We start from the raw sequence: 14,834 nt of genomic DNA, 5'->3' as shown, positions 1-14,834 counted from the left end.
TGCATCGCGCGTTCCTGACTCAATGGATGCGTAATTTCACATTCTTTCTCCATCCATTCTCCATCCCGTCAAATCCGCCCGCCGTATCGTCGATTGTCAGCTTCCGCTTTGCTTCGTCCCATGTAAATTCTGTCAGCGCATACCTTCCGTCCTCGTAATGGTAGTTATTCCCTTCATCCTCGTACAGTGTAAACGCCCCGTCCTTCCCCGGATATACATGGATCTCCAGCGGATTTTCATTTTTTTCATCCGCATAGGTTAGTCCCTTTTTCATCGGGATGATCGAGCCCGCTTTCACAAATACCGGCATCTCATCCAGCGGCGCGTCCACAGTCACAAACTGACCGCCCTCATATTTCCAATCCCTCCAGTAATGATACCAGTCGTCTCCCGCAGGCAAGTAGCAGGTCCACACCTTCTCCGCTTCCAGCTTCTGGTTCTCCTTCCCATAATACATGGGCTCCGTCACCGGGCAGATGAGCAGGCTCTTCCCGAACATAAATTCCTGATCCATGTTCCGCGCCTGGGGATCCGCCGCATAATCGAACAGGAGACTGCGCATCATCGTCCCATGGTTCAGGCACACGTCCCCGGCCAGGGAATAGATATACGGCATCAGATCGTACCGCAGGCGGATGTATTTCTCAATGGCGTCATAAAACGGCTCGCCCTTTTTTCCGAAGTTCCAGATCTCCCGGGGCGTATCGGTGCCGTGGGAACGGAACATAGGGAGAAATGTGCCCATCTCCAGCCATCTGACATACAGCTCCCGGTAGCCGTAGTCCGACACGCCCTCGTTATAGTCTCCCTTCCAGAACCATTTCGGCGAAGGGTCTGTATTGCAGCCGCAGCCCCGGTTCTGCCATTTGCTTCCCACCGTGAAAAATCCGCCGATATCCAACGTCCAATAGGGGTAGCCGGACAGGCCCATGTTCAAGCCCTCCGTAATCTGCTTTTTCAGCGTTTCCCAGGACGCATAGGTATCGCCGGACCAGAGCACCGCGCCGTATTTCTGCCCTGACGCATACCCGGAGCGGGTCAGGTTCAGCACACGGATGTCCCCCGTCTCCTTCCTCTGGTTTTCATAGATCCCCTTTGCGTGCATCAGCGCAAACAAGTTGGCCTGCTCGGAGGGCAAATATTTTTTATGCTCATTTCCTACCAGCCTGTAGCGCTCCCATGGCTCCCGCTTCATGGCGCCGCCCCAGTCCGGGCCGCTGAAGGGCTCCGTGGAATCGCACCACCAGGAGTCAAAGCCTCCGTCGAACAGCTCTTTTTTCGCCTGCTGCCAGTACATTTCCCGGGCCTCCTCGGAGAATGCGTCGTAAGTGGCATAGTCATTGAGCAGATGTCCCGCCCCGAAAAATTCCGTGTGGTTCTTCCCCCCTGTATTCATGTTGGGCCACACAGACACCATGGAATGGGCGAGCATGCCATGAATCTCCTCCATGCGCTCCTTCAGATCCCCGTACCGCGACTTGTCCACCAGCTTTTCGCCCCAGTTACCCGGATCCCAGGTGTTCCAGTCCTGCACCACGCAGTCCAGCGGCACCCCTAGCTCCCGGTATTTTCTCACCACGTCGGCCAGCTCCTTTGCCGTATAATACTGCTCCTTGGACTGGATATAGCCGAACGCCCATTTCGGCAGCATGGCCGCGCGCCCGGTGAGGGACCGGATCGTGCCGATGATCCCGTCGGGTGTCTGTTTTGCGATAAAGTAATAATCCATCTGGGAAATGGTATCGAAAAACAGGTAGGAATCGTCTGGGCCGTCGTGGAAGGTCATCAGGCTGCCGCAATTGAACAGCATCCCGTAGCCCTGATCCGACAAGAGAACCGGCATGGGAATCCGCATATTGTGCTGGTACAGGTATTGGTCATGTCCCCTGTAATTGTAGACCCCTTCCTCTGCCTGCCCCAGGCCGTAGATCCCTTCCTCCGGCTTCCACCGAAAATGCAGCCGCCCTTTGTAAGCCTGGTGGTCCGCCACCTGTTTCAGGTTCTGGATAAAATTGCGCTCTCCGTCCACGGTTTTTACCCGGTTGATGATAGGCGCCTCGTCTCCTGTAGTATAACGCATGACGTCAATTTTTTCCAGCTCCCTTCCGCCCTCTTCCAGAATCACATGAGCGCCCCCCGCCTCACCTGTCCGGCTGTCCGCCAGCCGGGTCCAGATGATCCGCCCGTCCGCCTTCAGGACTTCCGCCTGCACACGGCTTGTCCGAATCTGAAAGCTATGTTCGGTTTCTTCCATAGAATATGGCACCGTGGCAAACGCCCTCCGGTCAATGAATACCGATTCTGTGTCCGCAATCGGTTCCTGGCTGAACACGCACCGGAACACCTCTTCCTCCACCGGAATCAAACGCAGGAAAAACATTTCCCGTGTTAATTCCGCATAATGCTCTGTCTGTATACATTTCATAATGTCATTCCTTCCTGTTCTTAATCCCGCCTGTTTCATTCCCATTTCTTTTTTAATAATGCAGGGCTGTCATCCATGAGTGCTTCATCCATGGCGCGCCCCATGATCGCCTGTCGTCCTTTTGGGAAATGCTTCATCCTGCTCATCCATTTAAAATCATATTCTCTACATGTTTTATTTCATCCAGATAATCCCCATGAACCGCCATCCGGAAAAAATCATCCCCCCGGATTCCCTTCAATAAATAATGATCCGATTCGATCTTAAAAAATGGTTTTTTCAGCATCTGCATGTACAGAAAGCTCCCCAGCGGGCGCAGTGATCTGATGAAATCGTCATCCATGGGGCGCTCCAATATAAAATCATACGCGTGCCATCCCGCTTCCGCGCACCGTTCCCGGGATGGGATGATCTCCAATATGTTCATGATTTACCTCCTGCCTGTTCCCTGTCCAGCCGCGGCGCATACTCCGTCAATTTTTCGCCGCTGCCGCGATCTCCCGCAGGATCTCCAGAAATTGCAGGATTTCCTGCTCTTCTGTCAGCGCCGAAATACTGACCCGCACTGTGCCCTGCTCCTCCGTTCCCATAGCCTGATGAATCAGCGGCGCGCAGTGGAGTCCCGCCCGAACCACCGTTTCGTATCCGTTCTGCAGGATATACGCCAGCTCCGACGGACGCAGCCCTTCCAAGTTCATACTCAGCACCGGCCCCAGATTGCGCCCCTTCTCTCCGTAAACCGTCACGCCTTGTATTTCCGAGAGTCCGTCATACAAAATTCCCATCAGCCTTTTTTCCGCTTCCGCGATCCGCTCCACGCCGCAATCCAGAATGTATTCCACCCCGGCCCCCAAAGCCTGAATCCCGTGCCCGTTCTGGGTGCCTGTCTCGTACTCATAATCGCCGTCCCCGTAGACCAGCCTGCTGCTGTCCTTTCCCGTACCGCCGTACCGGTAAGGCCGCATCCCCACGCCTTTTTGCAGGAAAAATCCGCCCGTCCCCTGGGGGCCGAACAGCCCCTTGTGACCGGTAAATACCAGCGCGTCCACATGCCAGCCATCACAGTCTATGGGAATGCATCCCGCGCTCTGAGAAGCGTCCAGCATAAATAAAATCCCGTGCTTTTCTGCAATTTCCCCGAACCGGGCGGCGTCCTGGATCATGCCGGTCACATTGGAGCAATGATTCAGAACTAAAAGCCCTGTCTCCGGGCTGATCCGTTCCTCAAATACCTCCGGGCTGACCTGTCCGTATCTGTCACAGGGCAGGATCTCCACCTCCGCCCCCGCCGCCATCCCGTTATACAAAGGGCGCAGGACGCTGTTGTGCTCGGTCTGGGTGACCAGGATCTTTTTTCCCTTTCTTTCCATTCCATGGAACAACTGGTTCAGCGAATCCGTTGCCCCCGATGTAAAATAAATCCGCTCCGGGCTGCCGATCCCCAGCAGCCTGCCCAGATTTTCCCGGCAGCCTGTAAACACATCCTTCCCCCTGCCCTGCCCGCTGCTGCGGAATTGCCCGGCGGGAGGTGCAGATAAAGCCGCAGTGTGCGCGTCTGTCACACACTGCGGCTTGGGATATGTCGTTGCTGCATTATTCAAATACATCATATCCGGTCAGCCCTCCAGCACCTTGAAGTTCATGATCTCGGCCAGGTCTTTCAGCTCCTGCATATAGTCTCCGAACACCAGCACCTGGTGATGTCCGAAGCCCGCCAAATGATGCATATACCTTCTCGCGTCGTCCATCTGGATATAATAGTAGGGGCTGCAGTAAACCTCGTCATACTCGGAGCGGAGCACCTGTCCCACCTTTACGCAGACCGTATCCCCTGCCGGGTTGAAGCGGGCCAGCGTCACATGATCCTGTTCATTTTCCGTAAAATCAACCTGCAGCTTTCCGCCGAAGCCCTGCCCGGTAAATGCCCACAGCTTGTATTCCAAAGGCTTCGTGCCGTATCCGTTCATGCACAGCGCCGGAACCGCGTGGTGGATGCGCAGCAGCTCGTCCGTCTCGTGGTTCGGATTGCCCATAAATGCCGGACGGCGGGCAGCGTACTGCAGAATGGTCATGGCCAGCAGTGCGTTCAGGTCTTCCTCACAGCCGCTTGGAATCCCCTCGTCCTTCATCAGAGAATGGCACATGCAGGGCGTGAACTTCCGCTCCTGGGGAATCTCGGAGGTGCAGAGCTCATGGCACGCTGTGGAAAATGCGTTGCAGTCGTAGATGTCCATCATTTTCTTCGCCGCCAGATAATATTTCACATCATTGATAAACCAGTCTGTATTCACTTTCGTTTCCTTGGAGCCGTTGATGATCCGGTCCGCGATCGGTTTTGCCTCCTCGTCGGTGATCTGATCCATATATTTGAAAATTTCACGGAAGGGAAGCTTGATCACTTCGAAACCATACCTCTGACGCAGCACTTCCGGATCGCGGATCAGGCTCTGGATGCCGAAGGTGGGCTGTCCGCCTGCGGTAAGCACAAGCGCCCGGGTCTCGGACACAGCCTTCCTTACCCATAACAGGTGCGCGATCTCATTCAGATCCTGTATATCCATTGCCACATACGCCTCCACGCCGATGTTTCTGCAGTACGCCGCAAAATCAATTCCTTCATTTCCATTCTGCATAATGACGATGGGCTTTTTGTAACGCTCCAGTTTCGGAATCCGCCAGTTCATGCAGAGGAAGAAGTCTACCTGATCCATGTCCTCCTCGATTTTCGCGAAAACATCCTTTCCCACGATAAATTTTTCATCATACCGGGCGTCCACCGCTTCTAAGAAATGGATTTCCTCCGCGGCGCCTTCCAGCACCTTCTTCGCCGCTTCAAATGCCTGGTCAGCCGCAGCCGACTCCGCCTCCACGGTCATGTCCTCCCTGTACCCCGCACGGCACGGGCCCTCCCAGAAATGGGAGTGGGTCAGGCATCCGACGATGGGACGTACGATCAGTTTCGTGTTCATTGCTAAATCTTTCATGATATTTTTCCTCCTTTTTTTGTAACCAATTTGCTTCTATTCTTTCACCGCTCCGGAGGTCAGCCCTCCGATGATGTATTTCTGCCCGATCAGGTACACGAGAATCACCGGGATACAGGTCAGCACGATATCCGCGAATATGTAATTCCAATAGTTTGTATTTTTCCCGAAGAACTGGTACACCGCCATGGTCATCGGGAAGAGCTTGCTCTTGGACGACAGATACAAGGGAGTCAAAAAGTCGCTCCACACGCCCATGAACTGCAGGATAAAGCAGGTAAAGAGCACCGGCTTGAGCATGGGCATGATCACCCGGAAAAACAGGGACAAGGGCCCCGCCCCGTCCAATACCGCCGCCTCATCCAGTTCCACCGGCACGGACGAGATAAAGTTCCGGATCGTAAATACGCAGAACGGAATCATGGCGCTGGTAAATACGATGACGATCCCGGCCTTGGTATTGGTAAGCTGGAAGGTGCCAAGCACTCTGGAAAGGGTGACATAGTTTACCGGGAAAAACAGCCCGCAGAGTACAAAATAATACAAAAATGAATTTACCCTTGTCCGTCTCCGGCTCATCACGAAGGACGCCATAGCGGAGCTGATCACGCCGATCAATGTGGACACGCCGGCATAGATCAGGCTGTTGAGAAATCCCTGGATCAGCTTTCCTTTCCGAATGACCTCCGTGTAGTTGGAAAACTGCCACTCCGTCGGAAGCGACAGGTTCATCCTGGCCGCCTCCCCCTTGGTCTTAAAGGAGTTGATCACCACAAGGTAAAACGGGAGCACCACCGCAAGGCACAGCAGGATCATCAGCACATGCTTCAAAACCGCAAGTATTCTTTTTTTCGTCATTGCTGCACCTCCTGCTTACTCATATTTTTCACGATCAGAACACCCACCACCGCAGTGATCAGCAGCAGGATCGTATTCAGCGCCGTGGACATTCCGTACTGCCCGGATGAATAGAGCTGGTAGGAATAGGTCGTGATCACTTCCGTGGCATGCCCCGGCCCGCCGTTGGTCAGCACGTAGATGATGTCAAATACTTTGAGTCCGTAGGTAATGCCGAATACCAGGTTGATCATGACCGAGCCTGAAATCATGGGCAGCGTCACATACCGGAGTCTCTGCCAGAAGTTGGCCCCGTCGATCTGCGCCGCCTCGTAGTAGGATCTTGGAATGGTGCTCAGTCCCGCGATGAAGATGGTCATGACATAACCGACTCCCCGCCATGCATCCACCCCGAAAATGGATTTCCACACCACATTCAGGTCTGAAAGCCATTTCTGTTTCAGGAAATCCAGATGCAGAAATTCCAGCACGCTGTTGAGCATACCGTTGTTGTAATTCAAAATCGACGTAAACAAAATACCGATGATCACATAGGGCAGAATGGACGGCAGGTACAGAAGCGTCCTGTACAGCCCCTTCCCCCGTATGCCCTCGTTCAGCATGATTGCCAGAAACAGGGCCGGAATCAGCTTTACGATGTTGGAAATGACCGTAAACATCAGGGTATGCCCGATCCCTGACAGGTAATCCTTGTCCGATGTAAATATTTCGATGTAGTTCTCAAGTCCCACAAAGTTAACTTCCCCCATGCTGCGGGAGTTCCAGTCCGTAAACGAATATCCGATTCCCAGGATACTGGGCAGAAGGAAAAATACACTGTAAAGCGCAAGCGGAACAAGCAGGAACCACATGGGATAAATTTTATTTTTTTTCAAAAAAACCACCACTTTCCAGTTACGGAACCATGAAAAACCGGCTTGTTCTTTTTTTCATAATTCCTGAGAAAGCGCCGGGGGAATGCCGCGCGCCTCCCCTCCGGCACTTTACCTTCTCTGCTTCTCTTATCGCGGTTCACATAAGGAACTGCTGGGTTGCTGTGAACCGCGTCTTTACAGTTTTATTTATTTCCAGGCGCTGTCGCCGGCGATCTTCGCCGCCTCCGCCCGGTTGGCATCCATATTTTTCAGGACGTCGTTTGCTTCGCTCTGATCCTGACAGAAGGAGATCATATCTGCGCCGAAGTCTCCCCAGTAGTCGTTGGTGTACTTGGTTCCGGTCTGGAGCACTGCCGTACCCATCTTGTCCTCATCCACAGTTCCCATGAACTCCTCTTCCTCCGGCAGCCAGTGCTGTTCCAGTTCGTCGTCGTTCACGTCCAGGTTGGTATACGCCGGCGAATTGTCCAGGATTTCCTGCAGGCTCTCTGTGGTTGTCACAAAATCAAAGAATGTCTTAACCAGTTCTTCATGCTCTGTTCCCTTATAGCCGAACATGGTGGGGCCTGCCGGATTGGTGGGGAAGCTGCTGTTGTCGCCCAGCGGGATCAGGAACAGACCAAATTCATCCTCTGTGCCGGTTTCTTCCTGGATCTGCTTGATATAGCTGGAATTTGCCATTGCCATCGCACAGTTCCTGTCGCCAAATTCATTTGCCATGTTGGCGCTGTCGGTTCCGATCCAGTCCTCTCCGAAATATCCTTTGTCAGATAATTCCTTGAACTGTTCCAGCACTTCCAGCATCTTCTCGTTGTCCGCAAAGGTAGCCGTATTTTCGTTCAGCGCGTCATACAGTCCCGGCTCTGCCTCCTCATACACGCCGCCGATCTGGAAAAACGCAAGCTGATGCTGCCATCCGTCCGCTCCGGGCAGGAACCACGGTGTGATGTCCTCTGCCGCGATCTTTTCGCAGACCTCCAGCAGTTCATCGTAAGTCGTCGGAATGTCCAGCTTCAGTTCATCAAATAACGTCTTGTTGTAGACCATGACATATTCCGGTGAATTGTGCCAGATCTGCAGTCCGTACAGCTTGTCCTCATATTCGCAGGAGGACAGCCTTGCTTCCGGCATAATGTCCTTCCAGCCTGCGTCTGAAAAATCAATGCAGTATTTTTCCGGGTCCACGATCACGGAGCTGATCGCAAACGGATTGGACTGAATCCAGAAGATATCCGCGCAGGAATCCGTGGAAAGCTTGGACTGCAGGATATCACTGTACTGATCCGCCGGAATCGTCTGCAGATCCACGGTCACATCATAGGTCTCCTCAAATCTTGCAATGGTATCGTCATACCGGTTATCCATCCACCCCGCGGATACCAGGATGCTCAATTCCTCCCCCGCGAAATCCGCGCTGCCTGCGTCTTCCCCGCCGTCACTGCCGCCGTCGGCTTCCGTGCTTCCGCCGGAGTCTCCGCCCTGGCTTCCGCCGTCCGAAGATCCCCCCGAACACCCGGCAATCATCGTAACCACCATAGCCGTACACAACAACGCACTGATCATTTTTTTCTTCATTACTTTTCATCCTCCCTTGACTGCTTCTAAAGTCCTGTGTTTTTTGTTACACTAATCCTACCTCCTTTTCCCGGTTCAGTCTATGTACTTTCCGCTTTTAAATTAGGACATTTTTTACAATTTTCACAGTTTTTTGTACATTTTTCACTTCTATTTATTTATTTTATACATTTTTGATTCTTTCAGAGAGTTCGTGTTGTGCATTCTCTCGTTGATTTTCTGATTTTGACTGAATTTTTTGACATTCCCGTGTACTGCGGCTAGATCTGTACAAGACAGTGCGCTAAAGGGTATAAACAAACTAATGCAATTGCAAGAATATCTTTTCCCTTTTCTTTTCCTTTTGTGTAATTATATGTTATAATCATCTTAAACATATGAATATTCAAACAACAAAGGAGGTTCGCCATGTATCTTGCTTATTTATCGATATTTTTCGCTGTTTTTGAATCAATTGTCAAAATAACCGCCGCTATTCTGATAATAATATGCGCCATCAAATATTTAAAAAAGAAGTAATTCATAAAACCGCACAAAGGACATTTTCATATGAGGCACAAACTCCAGACCCATTTTTTCCTGACCTATTTTTTCATGGCTATGATCGTCGTGTTCCTCTTCTCGATCTTTTTCTTCCAGTACACCTCCGAGATCCTGATCGAGCGGGAGACCAAAAATCTGCAGGAGCTCAACAGCACCTTCCTCTCCCGGACCGATGCGGAGCTGCGCGAGCTGGACAACGTTTCCATCAACATTGCATACAGCAGCAGGATCAAAAAACAGCTGTCCGAGTGGATGGACGTGCCCGCCGCCTCCGATGAATTTCGAAATCTGACCACACTTTTCATGTCCATCAACGGAACGAACCTGAACGCGGATCAGATCAACCTCTACGATTACAACGGTTATCTCCTGCAGGTGGGAACCAAGACGAACATTTATCCCATAGATCTGAGCACCCTGGGCTGGATGGACGAGGTTTCAAAAAACGCCGGAAAAAAGACCATCAGCCTGCCCTATGCCACAAACGACTTAAAGACAAGCGGCACCTCCAGCACGCCGCCCACCTGGTATATTTCCCTCTACCGCACACTGCAGGACAGCTCCAAGGAAGAGATCGGCGTGATTGAGACCATGAAAAAGTGTTCCTCTGTTTTCAAGAGCATCATCACTTACAAGAAGCGGACCAAAAATGCCCCGGAAGTCTATATTTACGATTCTGACGGCCGACAGGTCTATCCTTACGTGGAGTCTGAGGAATCCCATATCCCGTCGGACTATTATTCTCTGGTAAGCGGACAGCCGGAGAGTGAGTCCCTGAAAACCTGGGGCGCCAAAGGGGAGCGGGAGCTGGTGACTCACAAAACGTCCTCCTACACCCATTGGACACATGTGATCGTCCAGGATGAAGCCCAGGTTCTTCTTCCGGTCCGAAATATGCTGGACTTTCTGATCATGGTTGTATTTCTGATGGTGGGACTCTGCTTGGTCTTTTCCTATATGACTTCCCGCCAGCTCATCAAACCGATCCGGAAGCTGAAGAGGGTCATCCGCAGTACCGTGCTGGATACGCTGGATGAAAACAACAAGGCGGAGCTGAGCAATTCCTTCGCAGAGCTGGAAGAGCTGAACCAGGAATTTGCCGATATGAACGTAAACCTGAAAAATTCCATGAACGCGCTGCTGGATTCCCGCGCCCAGGAGTTGAAGTCCCGAAGCCTGGCCCTGCAGTCCCAGATCAATCCGCATTTTTATTACAATACGCTGGCCAGCATCATTGTGCTTGCGGAGAAGGAGCGGAAAGAGGAAGTCATCACGATCTGCCGGAATCTGACCCGGATGATGCGGTACATCACAGGCAGTTCCAACGCTCCCGTCACCCTTCGTGAGGAAATAGATTATGTCCGGAAGTATCTGTACTGCATGAAGGTACGTTTTCAGGAAAATCTGAATTACACCATCGAGGTGGACGAGTCCATCCTGTATGTGCCCGTGCCCAAGCTGATCATTCAGCCCATCGTGGAAAACGCGCTGAAATACGGGATTGACTGCAAGCCTCCATGGGACATTTCCATCCGGAGCGTGATCACCAAAGACGCCTGGCGGATTGAGGTGGAGGATTCGGGCACCGGATTTTCCGAAAAAGCCCTTGAGCAGATCCGGAAGCGCATCCAAACCGCGGACGAACAGCCCGGCCTGCCGGAGCTGAACATCGACGGTCTGGGACTGCTCAATGTATACATACGCTGGCGCCTGCACTGCGGGGAACAGATCATTTTTGAATATGGAAATACCGGGCAGCACCACGGGATCGTGACCATCGGGAGACGCGCGAAGGCTCCGTAGGTTCCGGAAAAACACGGCGTTATCGGCCCGGAGCATATTTTACTTAGGAGAAAGCATTATGGGAACTACAAAATATTCAGTCATTGTGGCAGAGGATGAGCGCCTGCTTTTAGACCATTTGGCGGAAAAGATCGAAGCGTGCGCCCCCGATTTTAAAGTCGCGGGGAAGGCACAGACTGGGGACGAAGCCTACCGGCTTGTAAAAGAACATAACCCGGATCTGCTGATCACGGATATCCGGATGCCGGTCATGAACGGGATCGAGCTTCTGAAAAATGTCTACAACCACTGTCCTCTGACAAAATTTATCATCATCAGCGGATATTCTGATTTTGAATACGCACAGAGCGCCATCCGCCTGAAAGTGTCCGAATATCTGTTAAAGCCTGTAGATCCTGATGAGCTGACCCTGGCCCTTGGGAACATCCGGAAGCAGTATCAGATCGAGCAGAAGGCTTACGAGGACATTTTCAACGAATCCATGACCCGGAACTCCCCGGAGCAGATCGCCGCCACCCTGCGGGATTACCTGGTCCAAAATTATAATATGGATATCAATCTGAACCTGATCGCGGGCAGCATGCACTACAGCCCCAGCTATTTAACGAAGATCTTCCAGCTGCAGTACCAGGTCTCCCCCCTGAAATTCATCACCCAGATGCGTTTGTCCCAGGCGAAGCATTACCTGTCCCACAACCCGGAGCTGTCCGTGAAGCAGGTCAGCGAGATGATCGGGTATCAGGATCAGGGGTATTTCAGTCGGCTGTTCAAGAAGAATACGGGAGTGAGCCCGCTGGACTGGCGGAATCAGGACTAAACTACTGAGCAGATATTTATTTTATTTTCTCCCGGATGAATTGTAAGTGTTTTTAAAATGTGCTAAAATAACTCATAGAAATCAAACCAGGGAGGGAATTGATCGTGGAAGATAAAACTTTGATGAACAGTCGGACAGATTCGACACTGGAAGAGCCTTACCGTTCCCTGAAGCATGACTTTCAATTACTGCAGGCGGAAGTTGAGGAATTGCGGGTGCGGGAGGCCCGGCTGAATCAAGAGCTGGAAAAGCTGCGGGCACGGGAAGCTGAATTGAAGGAAGAGGTCATAAGATCCCAGAACCGCGCCGAGATGATAGAGGGCTATAACGAGCTGATGATTGAGATGCTCAGCAAACGGAAGGAGTGGCTCCTCGTTATTGATATGAATACAAAGGAAATCCTGTACTGCAATAAGAAAAAACAGGAAGGGCTCGTGGCTTCGGAGGTCTGCACTGCCTGTAAAAAGCGGCTCCCGTTCCACGGTGAGATCCTCAAGTGGAACAGTGAGGAACAGTACAAGGTGTGGGAAATGACCGGCGAGGCCGACACCTATTACCGGATCACTTCATTTCCGATCGAGTGGAAGGAGCATGACTCCTACGTACACATCATCGTTGATATCACAGATGAGAAGCGCGCCGCCCATACTCTGACCAGCAAAGCGTACCATGATCCGGGTACAGGGATCAAGAACCGTCTGTTTTTTGAAGAGTATATGGAAATGGTCCTCCGGGAGGAGCAGAACACCACGCTCTGCTATCTCGATCTGGACGGACTCAAATATGTAAATGATAAGTACGGACATCTGGAAGGCGATATCTATATCCAGAATTTCGTAGAGCTGATCAAGATGAATTTCCGGAGCGAGGATACATTTGCCCGGATCGGCGGAGATGAATTCTGCCTTGTGCTCAGCGGCAGCATCGGTGAGCTGATTGAGCGGAAGATGGCGGAGATCCTGCGGGACTTCCAGACCGGAGGATATGCCGAGTATCAGTGCAGCTTCAGCTACGGCGTTGTGGATATCGACGGGGCAGACAATCATCTGTCCTATGACGAGATCCTCCAAAAGGCGGATGAGATCATGTATGAATGCAAGCGCAGGAATAAGGAGAAGTATCCGCAGCTTGTCAGATGAGCTGTATTGCTCCCGCCAAAACACAAGTCAAATTCTAAAGCGCCGAGGAGATGCTTCCCAAAAGCTCCCACGCGGCATCGCGCTCCCGCTTCTGCTCTTCCGTCAGCTCTGCGTACGGGCAGAACATGGGATGCTGTCTTGCGGCATCATCCCGGGCGGGGCCGTAGCTCCAGTTATAAAATGTATAAAAACGGAGCCACCGCATATGGTCCAGCCTGCGGTACATCTCCTGCATAGACTTGTCAGTCTTTGTTTCACAGTATGTACGATACGCTTTTTCCACCGTCCCGGAGGTCAGCTCCGTGATCGTCTCGTCTTTGAGCAGGACGCGGATCTTCATCAGTATATGGTCTGCCGCGGCGATCTTGGACTCCCGGTGGAGGTCATCCAGCTCCTCCCAGCTATAGGTAGGATAAGAAACCGAGCTGCGGAAAAGCTCATTGATCATGATCGCCGCCTTGTTCAGTCCTGTCCGCATGATCTGATTCGGAGTGTAGATTTCTTCATTTGTACCAAAATAGGAGACTCCGGGAGCCTTCCGGCTGCTGTGCAGGTCGATCTGTCCGCGAATCCTGTAATACCGGTTCAGTCTCCAGAATATATTCCACCCCTCCGGCTCGTCATCCGGACAGATGATGATGCGGTCCGCCCGCTCCAGAAGTTCATGATATGTTTCCCAGGCGTCGTCATGGAAGATCAGAGAATCAATTGTATCCGAAACCGCCCCCACGGAAAACGTCTCCCGCAGATGGCTGTGCATGGCGAGAAATCTCCTGGGATCCCCAAAAATATGATAGGCCACGTGCTGATCCGCAGAAATAATGTTGATCAGGATCGCCCTTTCCAGAATGCATCGCCCATAGTTCCCGAATCCAATGATGATGATTGTATCCTCATGGCTGCACAGCGGCTTGGAACGCCAGTATTGTCTGGCGCAGCAGTCATAGCTGTGGAAAAAATTGATATTTCCTGAGACATGGTCCTGACCGTTGGTTGTCCTTGCGTAAACCTCCACCGGCAATCGATACAGGTCAACCGCGCGGCTGTTCACGCCGATATCGTTTTCCTTCATGAGAAAAACTCTGCATTTTTTCCCCTTGTTTTTCTTACACGCAACGATACGGCTGGGGGAAACGCTGATGAACAGACAGGGATAGTCCGGAAATTCCATCTGGTCCTCCCTTTTTTCCCCGAAGATGATCACCGTATTCGGATCCTCCTTGTAGATGTTGGCCGCCAGGGTATAGGATTCCGGACCATAATCCGCAAAGTAATACCAGTCCTTTTTCCTCTGCAGGCCCAGCAGGAGGAGCGGGAGCCCCTCACTGGTGACAAAGGATATGACCGCGCCGAATAAGGTCATCATGATCCCCGCGGACAGAAGGAGGAATACCACTCCGACCGCATATCCCAGGGGAGTGACCGGCGTCAGGTCGCCGTATCCCACCGTGGTCAGCGTCACCAGGGAATACCAGACCGCGTCACCGAAGGTGCGGATCATCGCGCTGCCGCTGGAATATTCAGAAAAGTAAAGAAGCGACACCAGCCCAAAATAAAGAAGTATCAGGGCAGCGGTCATATACAGATAGATTTTCTTCCTTCTCTTCATGCTGAATCGTCTCCTTTTCATTCACTCTATTTCTATTTTACAACAAAATCAGTGAAAAGATAAGACAGATTTTAACCTTTTCCGCGCTAAGGATCTGTCATGAAATAAACTTTTATTTTGGCTTGTCTAAATCTGCATATTCGGTCGTTTATCGGCGTACTAAGATTTAAAGTCCATTCTGCTTTTTCATTTATCAGCTATTGCAA

At 51.8% G+C, this 14,834-nt stretch carries 11 protein-coding genes; 3 read left to right on the top strand and 8 right to left on the bottom strand.

Going from position 1 to position 14,834, the window contains the following annotated elements:
• Positions 1-19: 19 nt before the first annotated feature.
• The 7 genes from ACTOY7_RS11325 to ACTOY7_RS11295 form a co-directional block, all read right to left on the bottom strand.
• Complete coding sequence (locus tag ACTOY7_RS11325) at positions 20-2,425, bottom strand: glycoside hydrolase family 31 protein (RefSeq protein ID WP_482671112.1); 2,406 nt, start codon at positions 2,423-2,425, stop codon at positions 20-22.
• A gap of 142 nt (positions 2,426-2,567) precedes the next feature.
• Positions 2,568-2,852, bottom strand: a complete 285-nt coding sequence (locus ACTOY7_RS11320; protein ID WP_482671111.1) for a hypothetical protein — start codon at positions 2,850-2,852, stop codon at positions 2,568-2,570.
• 46 nt (positions 2,853-2,898) lie between these two features.
• Complete coding sequence (locus ACTOY7_RS11315) at positions 2,899-4,035, bottom strand: aminotransferase class V-fold PLP-dependent enzyme (protein WP_482671110.1); 1,137 nt, start codon at positions 4,033-4,035, stop codon at positions 2,899-2,901.
• A 6-nt stretch (positions 4,036-4,041) separates the two neighbouring features.
• Positions 4,042-5,409: a hypothetical protein gene (locus ACTOY7_RS11310; RefSeq protein ID WP_160284680.1), complete on the bottom strand. Its 1,368-nt coding sequence runs from the start codon at positions 5,407-5,409 to the stop codon at positions 4,042-4,044.
• A gap of 36 nt (positions 5,410-5,445) precedes the next feature.
• Entirely contained in the window at positions 5,446-6,267 is an 822-nt protein-coding gene (locus tag ACTOY7_RS11305; RefSeq protein ID WP_004075550.1) for a carbohydrate ABC transporter permease, read from the bottom strand.
• Entirely contained in the window at positions 6,264-7,142 is an 879-nt protein-coding gene (locus ACTOY7_RS11300) for a carbohydrate ABC transporter permease (RefSeq protein ID WP_044990233.1), read from the bottom strand. Before ACTOY7_RS11300 ends, ACTOY7_RS11305 begins: the two co-directional genes overlap by 4 nt.
• Before the next feature lie 186 nt (positions 7,143-7,328).
• Positions 7,329-8,717: an ABC transporter substrate-binding protein gene (locus ACTOY7_RS11295; RefSeq protein ID WP_482671109.1), complete on the bottom strand. Its 1,389-nt coding sequence runs from the start codon at positions 8,715-8,717 to the stop codon at positions 7,329-7,331.
• Between the two features lie 549 nt (positions 8,718-9,266).
• Between ACTOY7_RS11295 and ACTOY7_RS11290 the strand changes: the two genes are divergently transcribed.
• The 3 genes from ACTOY7_RS11290 to ACTOY7_RS11280 all read left to right on the top strand — a co-directional run bounded on the left by ACTOY7_RS11290 (position 9,267) and on the right by ACTOY7_RS11280 (position 13,019).
• Positions 9,267-11,063 carry a sensor histidine kinase gene (locus ACTOY7_RS11290; RefSeq protein ID WP_482671108.1) on the top strand — a complete coding sequence of 599 codons (1,797 nt, stop codon included), beginning with the start codon at positions 9,267-9,269 and terminating at the stop codon, positions 11,061-11,063.
• A 58-nt stretch (positions 11,064-11,121) separates the two neighbouring features.
• On the top strand, positions 11,122-11,880 hold the full coding sequence (locus ACTOY7_RS11285; protein ID WP_482671107.1) for a response regulator transcription factor: 759 nt from the start codon (positions 11,122-11,124) through the stop codon (positions 11,878-11,880).
• 104 nt (positions 11,881-11,984) lie between these two features.
• The gene (locus ACTOY7_RS11280; protein ID WP_482671106.1) at positions 11,985-13,019 is read left to right on the top strand and encodes a diguanylate cyclase domain-containing protein; all 1,035 of its coding nucleotides are present in this window, start codon (positions 11,985-11,987) and stop codon (positions 13,017-13,019) included.
• A 34-nt stretch (positions 13,020-13,053) separates the two neighbouring features.
• Here the strand turns inward: ACTOY7_RS11280 and ACTOY7_RS11275 are convergent, their stop codons facing one another.
• A complete protein-coding gene (locus ACTOY7_RS11275) occupies positions 13,054-14,628 on the bottom strand; it encodes an ion channel (protein ID WP_482671105.1) in 1,575 nt (524 codons plus the stop codon).
• Positions 14,629-14,834: the final 206 nt, after the last annotated feature.

The sequence above is a fragment of the Schaedlerella sp. genome (genome assembly GCF_056796775.1).
Note: the sequence above shows the minus strand (reverse complement) of the source record. Positions and strands in the feature narration are given on the sequence as shown.

Coding starts and splice junctions, on each gene's coding strand:
- ACTOY7_RS11285 (WP_482671107.1), top strand. CDS start 11,122: ATGGGAACTACAAAATATTCAGTCATTGTGGCAGAGGATGAGCGCCTG.
- ACTOY7_RS11315 (WP_482671110.1), bottom strand. CDS start 4,035: ATGATGTATTTGAATAATGCAGCAACGACATATCCCAAGCCGCAGTGT.
- ACTOY7_RS11310 (WP_160284680.1), bottom strand. CDS start 5,409: ATGAAAGATTTAGCAATGAACACGAAACTGATCGTACGTCCCATCGTC.
- ACTOY7_RS11290 (WP_482671108.1), top strand. CDS start 9,267: ATGAGGCACAAACTCCAGACCCATTTTTTCCTGACCTATTTTTTCATG.
- ACTOY7_RS11320 (WP_482671111.1), bottom strand. CDS start 2,852: ATGAACATATTGGAGATCATCCCATCCCGGGAACGGTGCGCGGAAGCG.
- ACTOY7_RS11325 (WP_482671112.1), bottom strand. CDS start 2,425: ATGAAATGTATACAGACAGAGCATTATGCGGAATTAACACGGGAAATG.
- ACTOY7_RS11275 (WP_482671105.1), bottom strand. CDS start 14,628: ATGAAGAGAAGGAAGAAAATCTATCTGTATATGACCGCTGCCCTGATA.
- ACTOY7_RS11295 (WP_482671109.1), bottom strand. CDS start 8,717: ATGAAGAAAAAAATGATCAGTGCGTTGTTGTGTACGGCTATGGTGGTT.
- ACTOY7_RS11305 (WP_004075550.1), bottom strand. CDS start 6,267: ATGACGAAAAAAAGAATACTTGCGGTTTTGAAGCATGTGCTGATGATC.